This is a genomic window from Magnetospira thiophila (genome assembly GCF_054657015.1).
In genome coordinates, this window is sequence record NZ_BAAHXF010000001.1 from 1,767,758 (window position 1) to 1,787,560 (window position 19,803).

At 59.1% G+C, this 19,803-nt stretch carries 17 protein-coding genes and 1 tRNA gene; 8 read left to right on the plus strand and 10 right to left on the minus strand.

The genetic code is table 11. From position 1 onward, the window contains the following. Nucleotides 1-1,007: 1,007 nt before the first annotated feature. Nucleotides 1,008-2,945, plus strand: coding sequence for an SUMF1/EgtB/PvdO family nonheme iron enzyme (locus ACYQ1P_RS08490; protein WP_460019908.1), 1,938 nt, complete (start codon nucleotides 1,008-1,010; stop codon nucleotides 2,943-2,945). A 387-nt stretch (nucleotides 2,946-3,332) separates the two neighbouring features. Here the strand turns inward: ACYQ1P_RS08490 and ACYQ1P_RS08495 are convergent. The 9 genes from ACYQ1P_RS08495 to ACYQ1P_RS08535 all read right to left on the minus strand — a co-directional run bounded on the left by ACYQ1P_RS08495 (nucleotide 3,333) and on the right by ACYQ1P_RS08535 (nucleotide 14,113). Further along, nucleotides 3,333-3,425, minus strand: a tRNA-Ser gene (locus ACYQ1P_RS08495). A gap of 67 nt (nucleotides 3,426-3,492) precedes the next feature. Further along, complete coding sequence (gene topA / locus ACYQ1P_RS08500; RefSeq protein WP_460019909.1) at nucleotides 3,493-6,126, minus strand: type I DNA topoisomerase; 2,634 nt, start codon at nucleotides 6,124-6,126, stop codon at nucleotides 3,493-3,495. A gap of 10 nt (nucleotides 6,127-6,136) precedes the next feature. Then, nucleotides 6,137-7,261 carry a DNA-processing protein DprA gene (gene dprA / locus ACYQ1P_RS08505; RefSeq protein WP_460019910.1) on the minus strand — a complete coding sequence of 375 codons (1,125 nt, stop codon included), beginning with the start codon at nucleotides 7,259-7,261 and terminating at the stop codon, nucleotides 6,137-6,139. Nucleotides 7,262-7,436: 175 nt separating this feature from the next. Continuing rightward, nucleotides 7,437-8,156, minus strand: a complete 720-nt coding sequence (gene phbB, locus ACYQ1P_RS08510) for an acetoacetyl-CoA reductase (protein ID WP_460019911.1) — start codon at nucleotides 8,154-8,156, stop codon at nucleotides 7,437-7,439. 52 nt (nucleotides 8,157-8,208) lie between these two features. Continuing rightward, nucleotides 8,209-9,390, minus strand: coding sequence for a beta-ketothiolase BktB (gene bktB, locus ACYQ1P_RS08515; protein WP_460019912.1), 1,182 nt, complete (start codon nucleotides 9,388-9,390; stop codon nucleotides 8,209-8,211). Nucleotides 9,391-9,788: 398 nt separating this feature from the next. Beyond that, nucleotides 9,789-12,521, minus strand: a complete 2,733-nt coding sequence (locus ACYQ1P_RS08520; protein WP_460019913.1) for an ATP-dependent DNA helicase — start codon at nucleotides 12,519-12,521, stop codon at nucleotides 9,789-9,791. A 170-nt stretch (nucleotides 12,522-12,691) separates the two neighbouring features. Then, nucleotides 12,692-12,841, minus strand: a complete 150-nt coding sequence (locus tag ACYQ1P_RS08525) for a hypothetical protein (protein WP_460019914.1) — start codon at nucleotides 12,839-12,841, stop codon at nucleotides 12,692-12,694. A gap of 256 nt (nucleotides 12,842-13,097) precedes the next feature. Further along, nucleotides 13,098-13,370, minus strand: coding sequence for a hypothetical protein (locus ACYQ1P_RS08530; RefSeq protein ID WP_460019915.1), 273 nt, complete (start codon nucleotides 13,368-13,370; stop codon nucleotides 13,098-13,100). A gap of 110 nt (nucleotides 13,371-13,480) precedes the next feature. Then, nucleotides 13,481-14,113: a S24 family peptidase gene (locus tag ACYQ1P_RS08535; protein WP_460019916.1), complete on the minus strand. Its 633-nt coding sequence runs from the start codon at nucleotides 14,111-14,113 to the stop codon at nucleotides 13,481-13,483. 133 nt (nucleotides 14,114-14,246) lie between these two features. Here ACYQ1P_RS08535 and ACYQ1P_RS08540 point away from each other — a divergent pair, with 133 nt between their 5' ends. Next, nucleotides 14,247-14,609, plus strand: coding sequence for a hypothetical protein (locus ACYQ1P_RS08540; RefSeq protein ID WP_460019917.1), 363 nt, complete (start codon nucleotides 14,247-14,249; stop codon nucleotides 14,607-14,609). Continuing rightward, nucleotides 14,606-15,001 (plus strand): hypothetical protein, encoded by a 396-nt coding sequence (locus tag ACYQ1P_RS08545; RefSeq protein WP_460019918.1) that lies wholly within the window; start codon nucleotides 14,606-14,608, stop codon nucleotides 14,999-15,001. Before ACYQ1P_RS08540 ends, ACYQ1P_RS08545 begins: the two co-directional genes overlap by 4 nt. Before the next feature lie 76 nt (nucleotides 15,002-15,077). Here the strand turns inward: ACYQ1P_RS08545 and ACYQ1P_RS08550 are convergent, their stop codons facing one another. Continuing rightward, on the minus strand, nucleotides 15,078-15,203 hold the full coding sequence (locus tag ACYQ1P_RS08550; protein WP_460019919.1) for a hypothetical protein: 126 nt from the start codon (nucleotides 15,201-15,203) through the stop codon (nucleotides 15,078-15,080). Between the two features lie 378 nt (nucleotides 15,204-15,581). Here ACYQ1P_RS08550 and ACYQ1P_RS08555 point away from each other — a divergent pair, with 378 nt between their 5' ends. The 5 genes from ACYQ1P_RS08555 (at nucleotide 15,582) to ACYQ1P_RS08575 (ending at nucleotide 19,531) form a co-directional block, all read left to right on the plus strand. Continuing rightward, complete coding sequence (locus ACYQ1P_RS08555; RefSeq protein WP_460019920.1) at nucleotides 15,582-15,788, plus strand: hypothetical protein; 207 nt, start codon at nucleotides 15,582-15,584, stop codon at nucleotides 15,786-15,788. A 2-nt stretch (nucleotides 15,789-15,790) separates the two neighbouring features. Continuing rightward, nucleotides 15,791-17,377: a portal protein gene (locus ACYQ1P_RS08560; RefSeq protein WP_460019921.1), complete on the plus strand. Its 1,587-nt coding sequence runs from the start codon at nucleotides 15,791-15,793 to the stop codon at nucleotides 17,375-17,377. Continuing rightward, a complete protein-coding gene (locus tag ACYQ1P_RS08565; RefSeq protein ID WP_460019922.1) occupies nucleotides 17,367-17,651 on the plus strand; it encodes a Bbp19 family protein in 285 nt (94 codons plus the stop codon). Before ACYQ1P_RS08560 ends, ACYQ1P_RS08565 begins: the two co-directional genes overlap by 11 nt. A 37-nt stretch (nucleotides 17,652-17,688) precedes the next feature. After that, complete coding sequence (locus ACYQ1P_RS08570) at nucleotides 17,689-18,351, plus strand: capsid assembly protein (protein WP_460019923.1); 663 nt, start codon at nucleotides 17,689-17,691, stop codon at nucleotides 18,349-18,351. Between the two features lie 808 nt (nucleotides 18,352-19,159). Continuing rightward, the gene (locus tag ACYQ1P_RS08575; protein WP_460019924.1) at nucleotides 19,160-19,531 is read left to right on the plus strand and encodes a hypothetical protein; all 372 of its coding nucleotides are present in this window, start codon (nucleotides 19,160-19,162) and stop codon (nucleotides 19,529-19,531) included. Nucleotides 19,532-19,803 lie beyond the last annotated feature (272 nt).

Genomic DNA, 19,803 nt, shown 5'->3' on the forward strand with positions numbered 1-19,803 from the left:
TGCTGGAAGGCAAGGTTTTGCACACTCCTGCTAGTGTTGAGAAAATAGGCAAATAACGAAATCGAAAATAGATATCTCAGCATCTCGGCTCACAAACAGATAGGTAAAATCATGAAGTTTATACACTCCTTTTTCGCAGTCTCGATCGTCCTTGGTGTTGCATTGGCGCCCGATGCCCAGGCTGCGAACAAAAACGATATTAAGTCTGCCATCACGCAACAGACCAGCAAGGTTGACCCACGCAACAAAAACAAGTTTGACGGAATTGTTTAAGTCGTGACCGTCAGCAATGCTGCGACGCGTCTAGAACTGAAAGATGTAACGACACCTCGCAGAGCAAAGTATCTGGGCGTCAAGGTGACCGATTGCAAAAAAACGGACAAGCGGTGCAAACAGCGCTTCTATATGTCTTTTGATGGCGGGCGGACCTGTAATTTGGACGGGAAGTACGCCCTTAAATTTCAGGTTCACTGTCAGAGTGGAACGCCTTTAGATACCCCAGCCCCAACATGATGAAATTGAAAAAAGCAGCGGCAAATGGATGTCTTTCTTTGCATCTGCCTTCGCGTGCTTGTACGGGCAAGGATGTTCTCCTGAAGTAAATGCTCTCGCCATCATGCATGAAACAATAACGCGTGTTCGCGGTCAAATATTCCCGTTAATCATCCGTCTGTAATTCGGATTTCAATCATCATGTCCGCTCTTGGCTAAAAGCAGGAGTGCCCAAGTCGTGCTCAGAAAGTCCGCTTCTGGCACGAGGCTGCCATTCGAGATTTCCGCTGGCGTGTCCGGTCTGGGTAGCCATCCAGACCTATCTACACGCCCCGAAAAAACCTCCGCGCTCCGAGAGGCACCTCTCACTCCCCCCCTGGGGGGCATCAGGCTCCAGCATGCTTGAGGCATGAAAAAATCGCTCACGTAATCTCATTTCGGAGGGTATTCAACTTTCGAGACGGGTAGGCTATGCTCAGTTCTCGTCTGATAATGTCATGGGCTATGGGGGCATCATGGACAGGGGGTTGCTAGCGTTTCTGATTATGTTGGGGCTGCTGGTCGGCATGTCCCCGGCTTTGGCCGAGAAGCGGGTGGCGCTGATCATCGGCAACAACAGCTATGCCACCCTGAAGGACTTGCGCAATGCCCGCAAGGACGCCCAGGGCGTTGACGCCAAGCTCAAAACCTTGGGCTTTGAGACCATTCTCCGGCTGGATGTCAAACTGCGCGACATGGGCCGCACCCTCGACCAGTTCGAAGCCAAGCTGGCCAAGGCGGATGTGGGGCTGGTGTTCTATGCCGGGCATGGCATTCAGGCCAATGGGCGCAACTATCTGATCCCGTCCGATGCCCTGGTGGAGACTGAGACGGACCTGGAATTCGGGGGCGGCGTTCCGGTGCGTAAGCTCTTGGACCGGATGATGCGGGCCGGGACGGCGCTCAACATCGTCATCCTGGACGCCTGCCGGGACAATCCACTCCCGACGCGCTCCGGCTCTCGTGGTCTAGTTGTCGAGGTTCCTCCGGCTGGTATGGGGGCCAAGGGTACGGCGATCCTTTATTCCGCCGCTCCGGGGCAGGTGGCGCTGGATGGGCCCAAGGGCGGGCACGGTGTCTTTACGGGCGAGTTGCTGCGTGTTCTTGATCAACCCGGCCTGAAGCTGGAAGACGTCTTCAAGAAGACAGCGGCGCAGGTCGCCTCGCAGACCAACGGCAAGCAGGACCCCTGGATCAATTCGTCGGTGAAGGGCGACTTTTATTTCAAGCCGGGGCAGTCGAAACCGGCACAGGTGGCCTTGCTGCCACCAGCCTCGACAAGTGATCGGGATACTGAGTTCTGGACCGCCATCAAGGACAGCAGCGACAAGGCAGACTTCGAGGCCTATCTAAGCCAGTTCCCGAAGGGGACCTATGCCTATCTGGCCAAGAAGCGGATAAAGGAACTGTCCGAACCTGAATACGTTGTCGCCAGTCTAAACACCCGGATGTGGGTGTCGGGCAATGGCGCGGTAAACGTACGCGTTGAACCGACGACCGAGGGGGCCAATGTGGGACGCCTGGAGGGACGCTCGGAGGTTCGGGTCACCGGGCTTGTGGAGGACGGTGACTGGTACCGGGTTGATTTGCCGACAGGAGTGGTTGGCTACGTTTACAGCAATCTCCTGACGGGCAGTGAACCGCAGCTTGACCCCGCGCACAGTCTGTCGCCTGGCGACACGTTCCGGGACTGCGAGAACGCCTATGTGGCGACGGCAGGACGTTACGCACCCTCCGGGGCATTCTGCGGCCCGGAGATGGTGGTGATCCCGTCCGGATCATTCCAGATGGGCTCCAACGACGGGGATGATAACGAGAAGCCGGTGCACCGGGTGAACATTGGCTACCAGTTCGCGGTGGGAAAATACGAGGTGACGCAGGCCGAATGGCAGGCGGTGATGGGCAGCAACCCGAGCTATTTCAAGGGCAGCAACCAACCTGTTGAGAGGGTGTCCTGGGAAGACGCTCAGACGTTCATCGAGAAGCTGAACCGCAAGACGGGCCAGCGCTATCGGCTGCTGAGCGAGTCTGAATGGGAATATGTGGCCCGCGCCGGGACGACGACGACGTACAGTTGGGGCAACAGCGCCGGATCGGGCAATGCCAACTGCTACGACTGCGGCAGCCGCTGGGATAACAAGGAGACAGCACCGGTTGGCAGCTTCCGGGCCAACCCCTTTGGCGTACACGACATGCACGGCAATGTGTGGGAATGGGTACAGGATTGCAAAGACAGCTACGCCAATACCCCGACCGACGGCAGCGCCATAGAAGGAAATAATTCCTGCTTTCGCGTCCTTCGCGGCGGGTCCTGGGTCAGCCATCCGTGGGACCTCCGCTCGGCCATTCGCTTCAGGGGCCGACCGGACGTCCGTAGCAGCTATCTGGGGTTCCGCCTTGCCCGGACGCTTTAGGCATGCATGCCTAAAGCTTACCTTTTATGTTTTAACCCTTTTACCCTTTGGCCGCCGAAGGCGGCGTTTCTCTATGGGGAGCAAAACTTTACACGACCTAAAAATTGCCTCGCAGTGAAAGAGGCGTGCCTCATCCCCCTGGGGGTGTCCGTATCGCCAGTCCGACCGGGGGGGTACCCCTGGCCGACTTAGCGGCGCGAATCTAGCCGCTGGCACCTCGGGGAGGGACGAATCAGGAAGAGCTGTCGCAGCCCCTGTGGTCGCCTCCATATGATTCCGAAGGGCACCAATAAACCTTCAAGCCTCGACTTGATGTGGGGCTAGATGTGGGGCTGCAACGGCATGACTGAATTTTGCGCTGCAAAAACAATATATTATTAGAAAGAGTGGCGGAGAGGGGGGGATTCGAACCCCCGGTACCCCTTATCAGAGTACGACGGTTTAGCAAACCGCTGGTTTCAGCCACTCACCCACCTCTCCGCAGGCGACGCCCCTAGAAAAACCAGGGGCAGCCGTCATCGGGTTTTAATGGCCAGGGGCGGGGCTGTCAACGTGACTGTGAGGCGGCTGGTTTTTTCTTTGCGGCTGGTTTTTTCGCCGCAGCCTTCTTGGCTGGCGATTTCTTCGCGGCAGGTTTTTTGGCGGTCGCCTTCTTGGCCGGTTCCTTTTTGTCCGGGGCGGACTTGCCAGACTTGGCGGCGATCAGGGCGACGGCCTGTTCCAGGGTGATTTCCGTATCGCGCAGCTCCTTGGGGATGGTCGCCATGGTGCGGCCATGCTGCACGTAGGGGCCCCAGCGCCCGGCCCGTTGGGTGATCAACTTGCCGTCTTTGGGGTGCTTGCCGAGTTCCTTCGGCGGGTCTTTGCGCGGCGCGTTGGCCAGCAGTTCCACCGCCCGGTTCATGCCGACGCTGAGCACGTCATCTTCCTTCAGGGACACATAGGTGCCGCCCATCTTGATATAGGGACCGAAGCGGCCCAGGCCGGCGCTGATGGCATCGCCGGTTTCCGGGTGGGTGCCGATGGCGCGCGGCAGGGCGAGCAGGCCCAGGGCCTTGGCAAGGTCCACTTCGTCCGCCGCCAATCCGCGCGGCAGGGAGGCCCGCTTGGGCTTGGTGGCGGTCTTGCCCTTGCCCTCGGCCTCACCCAATTGGACATAGAGACCATAAGGCCCCTGACGCAGGGTGACGGTCAGCCCGGTTTCCGGGTCCTGGCCCAGTTCGCGGGTTTCGAGATTGCCGTTGCTCTCACCGTTTTCCCCGTTGCCCACTTCCAGCCGCTTGGTGAATTTGCAGTCGGGGTAGTTGGAACAACCGATGAAGGCCCCGTACTTGCCGAGTTTCAGATTCAGCCGCCCGTCATCGCATTTGGGACAGGCGCGCGGATCGCTACCATCCTCCGGTGCGGGAAAGAAATGCGGCCCCAGGGCGGCGTCCAGGGCGTCGAGCACGTCTTTGACCCGCAATTCGGTGGTTTCGCCTATTTTCTTGGAGAAAGAGTCCCAGAAGTCGTGCAGCACGGTGCGCCAGGCAATCCGTCCGCCGGAAACGTCATCGAGCTTTTCTTCCAACTCGGCGGTGAAGTCATAGGCCACATAGCGGGTGAAAAATTCGGACAGGAACGAGGTGACCAGACGGCCCCGATCCTCGGGCAGGAAGCGCTTTTTCTCCAGCTTCACATAATCGCGATCCTGCAACACGGTGATGATGCTGGCATAGGTGGAGGGACGACCGATGCCCAACTCCTCCATTTTCTTGACCAGGCTGGCTTCGGTATAGCGCGGCGGCGGCTGGGTGAAATGCTGTTCCGGCTTGGTCTCTTGCAAGGCCATGGCCTCACCCTCGGCGACTTGCGGCAGGCGCTTTTCACCTTCGTCGTCGCCGACGTCGTCGCGGCCTTCCACATAGAGCTTCAGGAAACCATCGAAGGCGACCACCGATCCGGTGGCGCGCAGCACCGTCTTGCCGCGTTCATCGGCGATATCGGCCCCCACCTGATCGAGCACGGCGCTGGACATCTGACAGGCCATGCTGCGTTTCCAGATCAGTTCATAGAGCCGCAATTGCTCGTCGGAGAGGTGTCCGGCCACATCCTTGGGAGTCCGGCTGACGTCGGTCGGACGCACCGCCTCGTGGGCTTCCTGGGCATTCTTGGCCTTGGTCTTGTAAAGACGCGGCTCGGCGGGCAGATAGGAGTCCCCAAAGGCGCGACCGATCTGCGCCCGAATGGCGGCAATGGCTTCGTTGGCCAGATTGACCGCATCGGTTCGCATATAGGTGATAAGACCGACCGTCTCGCCGCCGATATCGACGCCTTCGTAGAGCCGTTGCGCCACCTGCATGGTGCGCTTGGCCCCGAAGCCCAGTTTGCGCGAGGCTTCTTGCTGAAGGGTCGAGGTGGTGAACGGCGGCGGCGGATTGCGGCGGCCCTGTTTGCGTTCCACCGAAGTGACCGTATAAGACCCGGACTGGATCGCCCGCACCGCCGCCTCGGCGGCCTGAGCGTCGCGCAGGTCCATCTTGTCGAGCTTGCGGCCGTCCAACTGGGACAACTGGGCCGTCACCGTGCCGCCGGAAGGGGTGGTGAAATCGGCTTCCACCGACCAGTATTCCTGGGACTTGAAAACTTCGATCTCGGCCTCACGCTCGCAGATCAGGCGCAGTGCCACCGATTGCACCCGGCCCGCCGACCGGGACCCGGGCAGTTTGCGCCATAAAATCGGCGACAGATTGAATCCGACCAGATAGTCCAAGGCCCGCCGCGCCATGTAGGCGTCAATCAGCTGATGGTCCAGGTCGCGCGGGTTCGCCATGGCGTCGAGCACAGCGGATTTGGTGATCTCGTTGAACACCACCCGTTTGACTTCGATGCCCTTGAGCAGTTTTTTCTGTGCCAGCACTTCCTGCACGTGCCAGGAGATGGCCTCGCCCTCGCGATCCGGGTCGGTGGCCAGGAACAGCTTGTCGGCCCCCTTGAGCGCCGCCATGATCGCCTTGACGTGCTTGGACGATTTGACGTCCAGCTCCCAATCCATGGCGAATTCCTCATCCGGGCGCACCGAGCCGTCCTTGGCCGGCAGGTCGCGGATGTGACCATAGGAGGCGAGAACGGTGTAGTCCGCGCCCAGGTACTTGTTGATGGTCTTGGCTTTGGCCGGTGATTCGACGACGACGACGTTCATGAAGTCCTTCTTACCCGTCAAGGAGCAGGGAAACCCGATTTCCCGGATGACGCTCCAGGCGGCTGGAAAGTTCCAGTTCCAGGAGCACCGTGGCAACCACGGCGGGGGAGAATTGGCATCGTCTGATGATTTCGTCAACACCCACGGGAGCCGGACCCAAAGATTCGATGATCCGATTGCGGGCGGATTCCGGCTCCGAAGGCAGGGGTTCGGGGGGGGAGGACGGCGGCAGGAAAGGCCGTCGCGCTTCCTTCAGGACGTTGCTGCCGGAGGCCTTCAGCAGGTCGAGAATTTCCTGCGCCGATTCCACCAGCGTCGCCCCCTGTCGCAACAAATCGTTGGCTCCGCGGCTGCGCGGATCGAGCGGCGAGCCGGGGACGGCAAACACTTCCCGTCCCTGATCGAGGGCCAGCCGGGCGGTGATCAATGAACCCGAGCGGGGGGCCGCCTCGACTACCAGAACCCCCCGCGCCATGCCGGAAATCAGTCGATTGCGGCTTGGAAAATGGCGTGCCTGGGGCACCGTGCCGGGCGGCGATTCGGCGATCAAGGCCCCGACCTCGCGAATCCGTTCGTACAGGGCCTGATTTTGTTTGGGATAGATGTTGTCCACGCCCCCGGCGAGGACGGCAACGGTGCCGCTGGCCAGGGCACCCTGATGGGCCGCAGCGTCGATTCCCCGCGCCATGCCCGATACCACCAGCAGTCCGCCCGCGCCCAGGTCCCGGCTCAAACGCTCGGCCAGATGACGACCATTGGCCGAGGCATTGCGCGCCCCGACCACCGCCACCGCTTTTTTGCGCAACAGGTGGGCGTGGCCGAGCAGATAGATCAACGGCGGCGCATCCTCGGTCTGGGTCAGCAAGGGCGGATAGTCGGGCTCGACGGCGGCAATCAACCGTGCCCCGATCAACCGCGCCGCCTCGATCTCCCGTTCGGCGGTGGCGCGGTCGGCTATTTTCAGGTGCTTACGCCCGCCCCGGCGGGCCAATTCGGGCAGGGCATTCAGGGCCTCCCGGGCGGACCCGAAGCGCTCGAACAGTCGGTGAAAGGTCACCGGCCCCACATTTTCACTGCGGATTAAACGAAGCCAGTCGATCTTTTCCGAGATCGAAAGAGTTTGCGCATCTGCCATGGGTATTTAAGGTAGAGTATGGGTGGCATACTCGTCAATAGGTGATAAAATGTCAGCGGGGAAAAAAATCTTTGCCCGGAACGTCCGAGCGGCCCCTGTGCCATGACAGCACAACGGGGCCGCTCGGGGTCTATTCACATCTGGTCAGGGGCAGGGTGCCGCCTGACAACGCGCGTTACATGTACTGACCGCCGTTGACGGCAATCACCTGACCGGTCAGGAAACCGGCTTCCTCGCTGGCCAGATAGACAACGGCGGAGGCAATGTCCTTGGGGTCGCCCAAGTGACCCACCGGGATTTTCTTGGCTTCGCCTTCAAGAATTTCCGGCGGCATGGCCTTGGTCATGTCGGTCAGGATGAACCCGGGGGCGACACAGTTGGCGGTGATCCCCTTGCGGGCCATTTCCTGGGCAATGGACATGGTGAAGCCGATCATGCCCGCCTTGGCGGCGGCATAGTTGGCCTGGCCCATCTGACCCTTTTGGCCGTTCATGGAGGAGATATTGATGATGCGGCCCCAGCCCCGCTCGCGCAGGCCGTTGGCAATGCAGTTCACCGTATTGTACACGGAGTTCAGATTGACGTTGATCACGGCGTGCCATTTGGCCGGGTCCATTTTGTGCACCATGCCATCACGGGTGATGCCGGCGTTGTTGACCAGGATGTCAATGGGGCCGTGGGCCGCCTCGATCTCGCCAATGCAGCGCTTCACGTCGTCGTAGTCGGACACATCAACCTTGAAGGTCGGAATGCCGGTACGGTCGGTGAAGGCTTTATTCTTCGCTTCGTCAATATCAACGGCCACCACATTATAGCCGCCCTTGGCCTTGAAGGCCTCGGCAATGGCCGATCCGATCCCTGCGGACCCACCGGTGACCAATACGTTACGCGTCATGTCATTCTCCCTATTGATATATTCAATGTATTTTGTGGAGCTTCGAGAGCCCTCACAGTCGTTCGAGGATGATGGCGATGCCCTGACCGCCACCGATGCACATGGTCGCCAATCCGTAGCGGCCCTGAATACGCTGCAACTCGTAGATGGTTTTCACCGTGATGATGGCCCCCGTGGCACCGATGGGATGGCCCAGGGCGATGGCGCCGCCGTTCGGATTGGTCTTGGCGGGGTCGAAGCCGAGCTGGTTCGACACGGCACAGGCCTGTGCCGCAAAGGCTTCGTTGGCCTCGATCACATCCATGTCGTCGAGCTTCAGTCCGGCCTTGGACAGGGCCTGCCGCACGGCGTCCACCGGCCCCATGCCCATTTCGTCCGGTTGCACGCCGGAGAACCCGTAGGCCACCAGCCGGGCCAGCGGCTTGGCCCCATGTTTCGCCGCCACGGCCTCGCTGGCGACCACCACGGCGGCCGCGCCGTCGTTGATGCTCGAGGCGTTGCCCGCGGTGACGGAACCCTCGCGGTCGAAGGCAGGGCGCAGGCTGGACAGGCTGTCGAGGCTCACATCGGAACGGGGATGCTCGTCCTTGTTGACGATGATGGTCTTCTTGCGCGATTTCACCTCGATCTCGACGATCTGCGAATCGAAATGCCCCGCCGCCTGGGCGGCGATGGCGCGGCGATGGCTTTCTACCGCGCATTCATCCTGAACCGAGCGATCAATGTTGTAGCGATTGGCGACGTTTTCCGCCGTGATGCCCATGTGGCCAGCGCCGAACGGATCGGACAGGGCACCCACCATCATGTCGATGAGCTTGGAGTCGCCCATTTTCTGGCCCCAGCGATTGGTCTGAAGCGTGTAACCCGAACGGGACATGTTTTCCGCCCCCCCGGCCACGCACAGGGTCGCATCGCCGAGCATGATCATCTGCGAGGCGGAAATGATGGCCTGCATGCCACTGCCGCACAAGCGATTGAGAGTCAGAGCCGGGCAGGCCTGCGCAAGCCCGCCATCCAGGGCGGCGACGCGGGAGATATACATGTCCCGAGGCTCGCTGTGGATCACATTGCCGATCACGCAATGATCGACGGCATCGGCGGGCACATTGGCCCGTTTCACCACCTCAGCAACAACGGTCGAGGCCAGTTTGGTCGCTTCAACAGTTGACAATCCACCGCCGAAATCGCCGATGGCGGTGCGCGCACCACTCAAAAATACTACCGATTGGGTCATAGTCCGTCTCCAGGATGATTCAGAATAAGGGTGACTCGCTGCCAGGCCCCAACGCCTTCAAAGACCCTGTGCATCGAAAACCGATCACATTGCCTTCCAAGTGCAGGACGTAGCGGCAAATTCCCTCCCGTTTTGGCCTCCCGCTGTCCCATGCCTGTGTCGGCATGGTTGGTGGATTCGTGCAAAACAATCTTGCAAGCGCAAACGCTTGCCTGTGCTCAATGTTTGGGAAAATCCAGAAAATGACACGCACCGACGGAACGCCGCCGCAATGCCTGCGGATGATGATGGTTCTTATGCCGGCAACGACTGCATTTCAGCCGAAAACGCAAGCCGGTGCCCATCCCTCCCTGAATCCTCCAGATTGATCTTAGGCGAAGAACGATGGACACACAACGCTACAAAAACCCCTTCACCTGATCAATGGCCTCGGCCAGTCCCAAGCGCTGCACGGCGACGCCTTCGGGGAAGGCTCCGAGCAACCGCGACGGCAGTCGGGAATCGAGCATCACGAACACCCCCCGGTCATCGGCCCGACGCACCAGCCTTCCGTAGGCCTGCTTCAGCTTCAGGCGGGTCAGCATGTCGTCGTAACGCCCGCCGCCGAATGCCTGACGTCTTGCCTTGTGCAGAATGTCGGCCCGCGCCCAGGGCACCCGGTCAAAAACAATCAGCCGCAGCGCCCGGCCCGGTACGTCGACGCCATCGCGCACCGCATCGGTGCCGAGCAGGCAGGCATTTTCCTCGGCCCGGAAGATATCAATCAGGGTGCTGGTATCCAGGGGGTCCATATGTTGGGCATAGAACGGCACTCCGGCCTGATCGAGCGGCCCGGCGATGCGACTATGCACGGCGCGCAGCCGCGAGATGGCAGTGAACAGCCCGAGCCCGCCGCCGCCCGCCGCCAGGAACAATTCCCGATAGGCCGAGGCGATCAAATCCATGTCGTCGCGCCCCACGTCGGTGACGATCAGCACGCGGGTCTGGTTGGCATAATCGAACGGCGAGGCCACTGCTGTGCGCTCTGCCGCCCGGGACAGGTGGCGGGTGCCGGTGCGGATCTCGGCCGCATCCCAGTCCTTGGCCTCGTCGCCGCTGCCGTCGCGCAGGGTGGCGGAGGTGATCAAAAACCCCTGCGCCTGTTGCGCCATCACCCGGGAAAAAGGGAGGACCGGATCAATCCAGTGACGGTGCAGCCCCACATCCGTATCGCGGCCATTCTGGCGGTCCAAACTCAGCCAGTCCACATACTCCGGCGGCGTCTGTTCGCCCAGGGATCGCAGCATGGCGCGCCAGACCTGGGCCGAATCGACACAGCGCCGTTCCAGCGAGCGGATCAGGCTGTCGATGCGCAGGCGGGTGGCGCTGTCCAGATCGGCGGCATCATCGTCGAGCCATTTGGCCAAGGCGCGGATCAGCAGCCGGGCCGGAGTTTCAATGTTTTGCACTGCCTGTTCCAGATCCACCGCCGTCTCGATCAATCCGGGGATCGGCGGCTGGGTTTCGGCTTCCAGGCTATAGGCGGATTCGGTATTGCGAGTGCGGGCCAGGACCTGGGCGCGCAGCCGTTCGAGAAAGGCCTCGGCCGGACCATGGGGTTGGCCGGACGACAGCCGCTGGTGCCAACCCAGGCCGGGCAACTGGTGCGCCGCATGGAGCAGACCGCCAAGGGCGTCGAGCAATTCCGGCTGGCTGGCCACCAGATCTTCCATGCGGGCCTTCAGGCCGCGCGCCCGGGAGCGGTCCCGATCTTCGGCCCCGAGCAGCCAGCGGCGCAGCTCGGCTGTTTCCTGACCCGACAAATGGGCCGAAAAGGCCTTGTCGGCGGCCTCGAACAGATGGTGCCCCTCGTCGAACACATAGCGGGTCGGCAGGTAGGCCTCATCGCCGCCGCCCAGCGCCGCCTGCACCAGCACCAGGGCATGGTTGGCAATGACGATCTCGGCCCGACGGGCGCGGCGGATGGACCGTTCCACATAGCATTTTCGGTAATGGATACAGCCGGAATAGATGCATTCGCCGCGGGTGTCGGTGAGGTCCACGGTCAGCCGCCGTCCGACCAGATCGGCCAGCCAGCCCGGAAAGTCGCCGCCCACCATGTCGCCGTCGCGGGTCGCGGCCCCCCAGCGGGCCATCAGTCCAAGCCCCACCGCATCGGTCGGGTGCAGCGGCAGGCGCTGCACCGCCTCGTCCAGATTGAGCAGGCAGAGATAGTTTTCCCGTCCCTTGCGCACCACCGCCTTGGCCGCCTTCTCTCCCCGGTCCGGATACAGTCGGTCCAGTTCGCCATCCAACTGCCGTTGCAGATTGCGGGTATAGGTGCTGATCCATACCGGCCCGTGATTCTTGCGCGCCCAGACGGCGGCGGGGGCGATGTAGCCCAGGGTCTTGCCGACCCCGGTCCCGGCCTCGGCCAGCACCGCCCGGGGTTCGCCCTCGGCGTCGCAGGGATCGAAGGCGGCGGCGACGGCGGCGGCATATTCCTTCTGCTGAGGGCGGTCCTCGGCGGTGCCGCCAAGCATCTTCACCAGTTGCGCCCGCGCCTCCACCGGCTCCACCGGCAAATGTCCGGCCGGCGGCTCCGGGGCATGTTCCGACCATTCGGCGCGACGGGTCCAGACCTTGAGGCCCTCCGACAGATTGCGTGAGTGAGGGGCGTCGCCGCTCTGTCCCAGGGCCGCCAGCACATAGGAGGCCCAGGGCCAGGCACCGCGGGTCATCGCCCAGGCCACCGGTACGGCGTCGCGGCCCACCTCGGCCCGGGTCAGTTCGTCCAACAGCAGGCGACAAACCTGATGCAGCGCCTGCGCCTGTTCGATCAACGTTCGCGGTGCCGACAACCCGAGGGCGGCGGCAAGTCCCCCGGCGGTCGGCAGGCAGAATTGCGCCGGTCGCACGAAAGCGAACAACTCCAACAGGTCAAGCGCGGCAAAGGGAGAGGTCTTGAGCCGCCGGGCCAGCGCCGGACCATGGCAAATCAGAACGGGTCCGGCCTCATGCACCCGTTGGGCGGTCTCGCGCAGGGACAGACTTTCCGGTTCCGCATCGGGCCGCACCCAGGCGACGCCCCGCAGCCCAACGGCCAAAGCGGCCGCCGTCGGCAGAACAAGAGGCGAATCGGCTGCATTCATCATGCCCGGAGTATAGGCATGGCGGGGGGTGGGGAACAGGGGTGGATAAGCCGACCTTCGTCAAGGCCATTTCCGAATATCATAAAAACCCGCCTTCGGGAGATCTCCGAAGGCGGGTCACGGGGGGAAGCGTTGTTGAAGTTAGATGAGCAGGGCTGGTGAGAGGCTGCTCAATGGAAGCGGGAACGTGCAAAGCGGGCGGCGCGGGCCTGGGTCATCACGGTACGGACCTGATCAGGATGTAGGCCGTCCCGGCGCATGACCGCGTGGACAAGGGGGTCTCTGAGCAATTGTTCGAGATTGGGTTCCGTATGCATCATAAAGTGTCTCCCTCAAAATTTGGTCCCATCAGCCGCCATGTTAGGGGGAGCAGGCGAAACTGATGGGACGGTTTGTTCGGTCCCGCTGGATTTCGGCGAGCGGGTCCTGCGCCGTTGGGGAATGTCCGGTGGGCCGTCCGGGTGTGTGTCATCCTCCAATACCAAGTAATATACTACAGTATTTGATCATTAACAAGCCGACGTATGTTTATTACCCTTGTTCATAAGGGGATAAAAAGTTGACTTTAATATATGGTTATTGGCGGCGGCGAAGGTTTTCAAGGCGTTGCCGCAAGTCCTGAATCCGGACATCGGTTTCCGGGGTATCCGTAACGGAGCGCCGCCGGGCGATGGCACGGACGGTTTCCAGTGCCTGGTGCGCCTGTTCCGAGGCGCGAGCGGCCTGACGCAAGGCGGCGAGTCGCGCCGTGCCGCCGACCCGTGCCGCCCGACGCTGTTCCAACGGCGGAGCATCATAACGGAGATGCAGTCGTTGGGTAAGAATGAGGATATCATAAAAAGTATTCATTCCTACACAAAGCCTTAAAAAAGGATTTATGTCAAGAAAAAACCCTCCCGGTTCGCGGGAGGGTCGGAACGTTGCCGAGGCCGGTGTAAAATCCGGCCCAGGGTCAGGGCTTACTGGCTGGCCCAGATGATGCGGGCCATCCACTCGATCTCTTCCATGCCCAGTTCCCGGTCGCCGTGGTCGGGGTTCAGAGAGCGCAACTCGATCTTGCGGGCCGTCATGCGGACCAGTTCCTTGGCCATGACCTCGCCCAATCGGGTCTTGGCGACGATGCGGTCGCCGCGCCGGATGGTCGCCCCCGGCGAGACCAGCACCCGGTCGCCGTCCCGATAGACCGGCTCCATGCTCTGACCAGAGATTTCCAGGGCATAGCAATGGGGGTCGCCGATTTCAGGAAATGGAATCTCGTCCCAGCCGCTGCCGGCGGGAAAGCCCGAGTCGTCAAAAAAGCCCTCGTCTCCAGCCTGCGCCAGACCGATCAGCGGCACATTGCGAAACACCCCGAGGCCACGGGATTCGCCAATGTAGGAGACGAACTCGCCAATGGTCGCCCCGGTCGCGGCGAGAACCTTGGAGACGCTTTCCGTGCTCGGCCAGCGCAACTTGCCATCGCCCGTGGTGCGCTTGCTTTTATTGAACGTGGTCGGGTCCAGGCCCGCTTTTTTCGCCAGGCCGGACGCCGAGAGGCCGTGTTCCTCGGCCAGGCGGTCGATGGCCCGCCAAATGTCAGCATGTCTTAGCATGGGAACATGTTCACACAAATTTGGAGGGGGGTCTATAGGAAAAAATAACAATATAGACTTGACATCGGATGATAGTCCCAGATATCAGATGTTAGTTGTTTATATGTTCTAATTTAGCTGGGAGGCTGTTCCCATGAAACATGTGAAATACATCCAGCGACCGATTCCGGTGCGCGAAATCGAGCCGTTTCAGGATGTGGAGCAGGTTTGGTTCTGGTTCATTCATCACCAGCAGACCCGCCGGGAAGGGGCACGCTTCGATAAATTGCTGCGCACCGACCGGCCCTGCGATCCGGATGACATCTACGTCATCGTGATGAAGCTGCTGCGGATGGGTAAAATAGCAGCCCATCACCTCAGGGTGCTGATGGATTTTGGCTTGGCCGGACGGCCACCAGATCCGCGATCCCGCTCGGAGGAAATTCCCGCCAGGTTCTGGGATGAGGCATTGGACAGGATGGTCACGCCGCTGCGACTGAAGGGTATTCTCGAATGACCGGGCGGGGTGAAGGGCAAGGCTGGGCGGACGGCGATGCCATCGTCGTCTTCGTGGCCCATAGCCAAATCTGGTGGTTGAGATGGCTGAAACCTGGATTTCGGCATTGTTTCGTGATCTTTCGGCAAAGTGGCGGGTGGCTGGTCTGTGACCCCTTGTCCCATCAAACCCTGATCCGTCCCTGGCCCATGACGTCGGGGACGGACTCCCTGGCCTGGTTGCACAATCAGGGGTGCCGGGTGGCGGTGACCCGTCTGCGACAGGCCCCGCTGCGCATGGCCCCGTTCCGGCTCTATACCTGTGTCGAGGCGGTCAAGCGGGTGCTGGGACTCCAAGACCGTTGGATCCTCACGCCCTGGCAGTTGTTCCGGTTTTTGATCCGCGACGACTGAGTGCGGGATCATCGGCCCCCAAAAAGAAAGGGCGACCGAAGCCGCCCTTTCCTCAATTCAGTCGAGCTTCCTTGGATCAGAAGGCGACTCTGACACCCGCAATGGCAGCCCAGCCGCTGTTGTTGTCGGTGGTGGTGGCGTTGTTGCCGCCGTCCCAATCGACATTCAGGATGGTGCCTTCCAGGGTCACGCCCGGGCCCATGGCATACTGACCACCCACACCCCAGACGGTACCTTCGTCCTTGGTGTTGTTGGTATTGTCGCCTAAGGATGTTTGTTGCGAGTGTGCCTTATTTGCAATACCTCGGAAACGGGAGATCTTAGTGCATCCCACAGATAATTCACATAATGTTCTTTGCTGTGGCCACATAAAACAATATGCAAAATCATAAAAAATGAAAAAAAGCATATTTTATGGTTGACGGAGGGAGATGTTTCCGGATATAAGCGAGTCAACGACCACCCGAAGTGCGTCCGCAGTCTGCCCCGAGGAAATTCCCGGGGTATTTTTTTGACTGCATCACCCGCCCCGGCATCCGCCGGGGTTTTTTGTACCCCCCTGATAAAAGGAGATCGTCTCATGGGAGGATTATTTAGCTCACCGTCCCCGCCGCCGCCGCCGCCGGCTCCCGCGCCGGCCAAAGACCCGGAAGAAGAAGCCCGCAAGCTGCGACTTGAAAATATCGAGCGTCGCCGAAGGGGTCGCGCCGGCACGGTGCTGACGTCGGAACGGGGACTGCTGGATGAAGCCGCACCCGCTTCCGGCAAAAAGCTGTTGGGAGAATGATCATGAACAAACTCAAACCCAGTGACATCCTGGCCCGCTATCAGCGGGCCAGGGACCGCCGCAGCATGTGGGAATCCCACTGGCAGGAATGCTATGACTATGCCCTGCCGCTGCGGGACAACAGCCTGTCCCCCGGACAGCCGGGCGAAAAAAAGACCGATCACCTGTTTGACGGCACGGCCCCCGATGCGGTGGACCAGTTGGCGGCCAGCCTGCTGGGTCATCTGACGCCGCCCGGCGGTCGCTGGTTCGGATTGAATGCCGGACCGGATGCCACCACCGAAGCCCGCGAATCCCTGGCCGACGATTTGGATCGCATGTCGCGAACCCTGCAAACCCATTTCGACCGCTCCAATTTCACCGTCGAAATGCATCAGTGTTATCTGGATCTGGTGACCGTCGGCACCGCCTGCCTGCAATTCGAAGAGGCCCGGGTGGGCGAAAATTCGGCATTTCGATTCACCGCCGTGCCGCTTGGCCAAGTAGTGTTGGAAGATGGCGGGTCCGGGCGGTTGGACGTGGTCTATCGGCGCGCCGAACTGACTGCCGGTCAATTCAAGGTCCGGTTTCCGGAAGCGGAATTGCCGAGCGACCTGCAACGCCGTCTGGAAAGCGATCCGGACGAACGGGTCATCGTCATCGAGGCGGTGATTCCCGAAGACGGCACCTATGGCTATTGGGCTCTGCTGGAGTCCGGGACGGATACGGGGGGCGAAGCAACCGTGTTGCGCCAGGGTCGCTTCACTCATTCCCCCTTCATCGCCTTTCGCTGGGTCAAGTCGCCGGGCGAAAATTACGGACGCTCGCCGGTGATGAAGGCTTTGCCGGACATCAAGACGGCCAACAAGGTGGTGGAACTGATCCTTAAGAACGCCTCTATCACCGTCACCGGCATCTGGCAGGCCGATGATGATGGGGTGCTCAACCCGGCGACCATCAAGCTGGCCCCCGGAACCATCATCCCCAAGGCCGTCGGCTCGCAGGGGCTGACTCCGCTCAAGGCTCCGGGGGAATTGCGGACTTCGGAAATCGTCCTTGAGAGTTTACGCAACAACATCCGACGGTCCCTGCTGGCCGACAAGCTGGGGCCGACGGAAGGTCCGAAAATGACCGCTACCGAAGTTCTGGAACGCTCGGCCGACATGTCCAGGCTGTTGGGTGCGACCTTTGGACGGTTGCAGGCCGAATTGTTGAACCCGTTGCTCATGCGGGCGCAGGCCATTCTGCGTCGGCGGGGAGAAATTCCCAATCTGCGGATTGATGGTCGGGAAGTTGTGCTGCGCTATCAATCCACCCTGGTGCGAAACGCGGCCCGCGAGGAAGCGCAGAATATTACCCGCTGGATCGGGGCGCTCAGAGAAATCGGCGCCGATGTGACAACCATCGTCGATGTCCCGGCGGCGGCCCGCTGGTTGGGGCGGGCGTTCGATATTCCCGACGAACTGGTCCGCGAGAGGGATGAAATGCCAACCGCAACGGCACTCGAAACGTCTACCGCGCCGTCCGGACCTGCACCGCAAGGAGGTGCCGAGATGATCGGCCAGATGTTGGGAGCCCTGACCGGGCAGGGAGGCCCCCATGGCGCATGAGAACGAGGGCTGGGGCTGGTTCGACCTTGCCCCGGGCAACAAGGCGCGGCAGCGGGAAAGCGAGCGACAGCAGGACCTGGCGTTGTCCTGTGCCCGCTGTTTCGGATCCCGGGATGGCCAACGGGTGTTGGCTCATCTGCGGGCGGTGACCATCGACCGCACCCTCGGCCCGACGGTCGATTCCGCCACCCTGCGCCACATGGAGGGCCAGCGCCATCTGGTCTCCTATTTAATGACCCTGATGAAGCGGGGTCAGGAAGGCCAAAGCCAATAATTTTTCAATCCATATAAACGTGATCAAGGAGTAAAAAATGACCGAACAGCAACCCCTGATGCAGCCCAGTCCGCCGCCCAATGTGCCGGTCAAATTCTGGGACCCTGAAAAAAACGAAATCCGGACCCAGGCGCTTCTGGAATCCTATCTGGCGCTGGAAAAGCGTTATGGTGCCTTTCGAGGGGATGGCGTCCCCGCCGACCCCGAGGGTTATCAAATCGAGACGACAAGTGCTTTCCTGGCCCCTGACCCGGAAGTGAACAAGCGCCTCCATCAGGCCGGGTTCACGCGCAGCCAGGCCCAGTTGGTGTACGATCTGGCGAAGGAACATGTCCTGCCCTCCATCGTCGAGCTGGTGAAAGACCAGTTTGCTCAGTCGCAGTTGCAAAGGCTGATGGACCATTTTGGCGGGGAAGATAAATGGGCCGAAATCTCAAGGCAAATTGCCGTTTGGGGGCAGGCCCATCTGCCGAAACAGACCTACGAAGCCCTCAGCACGACCTATGAAGGCGTGCTGGCCTTGTTCAACATGATGAACGGCGGAGAACCGGGTCTGATCGAAGAAGGCGGTCGGGCTCAAGGGCCAGCCAATGAAAAAGATCTGCGCAAAATGATGGACGATCCCCGCTATTGGCGCGATCACGACGAGGCCTATGTGGCCCGGGTGACTGAAGGCTTCAAGCGGCTCTATCCGGATTGACCCGAGCGGGATCGGGGGGAAACTCCCGGTCCCGAGTCTTTTAGCAACGAATTCAGACGGCAAGGCGGGGTCGAGCGCATCTTTACCTTTCGAGATGCCGCTCCCGCGCCCACGGGCGTCGGCTTCTGACTTTTCCCCCGGAAGCCGACGCCCGTTTATTGAACAAAGAGCAAGAACAATCCAAAAAAGCCTTCGAACCGATCAAAACGCTCGCATCCAGGAAGGCAAAATAATCATATAATAAATCTATAAATAGAAATTACAAATATAATATATGACGATGAAATTGATATTGTAGTTAAAATTATAAATAAGATAATGCTATGTCGTTGCGCATATTTTTTTGAGAAATTATATAAGTCATAAAATAAATAGAAAATGTACAATGGATAGGAAATGATAAAAATTACAAATATAATATTAAGATAAGGAATTTCAATTAAACGGTCATAAACAATTAAAAACGCAATATTTAATGGAATGTATTCTCCAGATAATATTGTGTATAAAAATGAATGAATTGACAAATAGTAAATATAATCAAAAAAAGTAAGTGTATTTACTGATAAAATATAGATAGAAATAAATCTTAAAAATAATGATATAGTATATACCAAAATAAAAATTACATAGTCATCTATAGGAAATATATTTCCATGAACGGGCGTTCCAGAAGAAATAAATAAAGTTATTAATGATATCGTCAGTAATGTTGATACAATAAATAAAATTTTGCGAGTTATTTTATATTTAAACAATTCATAATCCCCAACATTTGTTTGTAATAGTTAAATCTAGGAGAGTAAAAATGACCAATGATTCAATTGAAAGGGACCTAACAGCAGGCATCTACATCGAGGCTAAACCAGCAATCGATCCTTTCGGTGCTTTTGGCTACCATTCATACCTGACCTACCGGGATGGGAAGGGAAGCACGGAGGTTATCCGTGGTGGCCCCGACACAATGCTGGCAGAAGACGTAAAGATCGTCGTCCAAGCGGGAATCCCCCTTGAGCAATCAAAAGATGCTTACGAGCCAGGCGAAACACCTGCATCCAGGGGGGCCAAACAAATTGACCTGGGTACACGCGAGCCTAAAGAAGTATGGCAGGCCATGGTTGAGTCGGCAAGAAAGATATCCTGCAAAAACCGTATGAGTATGATAAAAATAATCATATAATAAGTCTGCGAAATGATATTAAAAATATAAAATAAGATGATGTAATGGAAATTACTGTTAATAGTATAAATAGAATAACATTATGCCTCTTCGCATATTTTTTTGAGAAATTATACAAGTCATGGAAAAAATAATAGATGTATAATGGAAATGCAAGAATAAAAAATATTAATAAAATATCATGAAATGTAAATTGTAAATCCCGGTGCCAAAGTGGGCCACGGAAACGGTCGGATGATCTGACTGTCGCGGACTAAAATTCCGCCATTTTA

Bases quoted from the DNA above. Each gene is read 5' to 3' on its own strand.
- ACYQ1P_RS08490 (WP_460019908.1), top strand. From the start codon at position 1,008: ATGGACAGGGGGTTGCTAGCGTTTCTGATTATGTTGGGGCTGCTGGTC.
- topA (WP_460019909.1), bottom strand. From the start codon at position 6,126: ATGAACGTCGTCGTCGTCGAATCACCGGCCAAAGCCAAGACCATCAAC.
- dprA (WP_460019910.1), bottom strand. From the start codon at position 7,261: ATGGCAGATGCGCAAACTCTTTCGATCTCGGAAAAGATCGACTGGCTT.
- phbB (WP_460019911.1), bottom strand. From the start codon at position 8,156: ATGACGCGTAACGTATTGGTCACCGGTGGGTCCGCAGGGATCGGATCG.
- bktB (WP_460019912.1), bottom strand. From the start codon at position 9,390: ATGACCCAATCGGTAGTATTTTTGAGTGGTGCGCGCACCGCCATCGGC.
- ACYQ1P_RS08520 (WP_460019913.1), bottom strand. From the start codon at position 12,521: ATGAATGCAGCCGATTCGCCTCTTGTTCTGCCGACGGCGGCCGCTTTG.
- ACYQ1P_RS08525 (WP_460019914.1), bottom strand. From the start codon at position 12,841: ATGATGCATACGGAACCCAATCTCGAACAATTGCTCAGAGACCCCCTT.
- ACYQ1P_RS08530 (WP_460019915.1), bottom strand. From the start codon at position 13,370: ATGAATACTTTTTATGATATCCTCATTCTTACCCAACGACTGCATCTC.
- ACYQ1P_RS08535 (WP_460019916.1), bottom strand. From the start codon at position 14,113: ATGCTAAGACATGCTGACATTTGGCGGGCCATCGACCGCCTGGCCGAG.
- ACYQ1P_RS08540 (WP_460019917.1), top strand. From the start codon at position 14,247: ATGAAACATGTGAAATACATCCAGCGACCGATTCCGGTGCGCGAAATC.
- ACYQ1P_RS08545 (WP_460019918.1), top strand. From the start codon at position 14,606: ATGACCGGGCGGGGTGAAGGGCAAGGCTGGGCGGACGGCGATGCCATC.
- ACYQ1P_RS08550 (WP_460019919.1), bottom strand. From the start codon at position 15,203: ATGGGCCCGGGCGTGACCCTGGAAGGCACCATCCTGAATGTCGATTGG.
- ACYQ1P_RS08555 (WP_460019920.1), top strand. From the start codon at position 15,582: ATGGGAGGATTATTTAGCTCACCGTCCCCGCCGCCGCCGCCGCCGGCT.
- ACYQ1P_RS08560 (WP_460019921.1), top strand. From the start codon at position 15,791: ATGAACAAACTCAAACCCAGTGACATCCTGGCCCGCTATCAGCGGGCC.
- ACYQ1P_RS08565 (WP_460019922.1), top strand. From the start codon at position 17,367: ATGGCGCATGAGAACGAGGGCTGGGGCTGGTTCGACCTTGCCCCGGGC.
- ACYQ1P_RS08570 (WP_460019923.1), top strand. From the start codon at position 17,689: ATGACCGAACAGCAACCCCTGATGCAGCCCAGTCCGCCGCCCAATGTG.
- ACYQ1P_RS08575 (WP_460019924.1), top strand. From the start codon at position 19,160: ATGACCAATGATTCAATTGAAAGGGACCTAACAGCAGGCATCTACATC.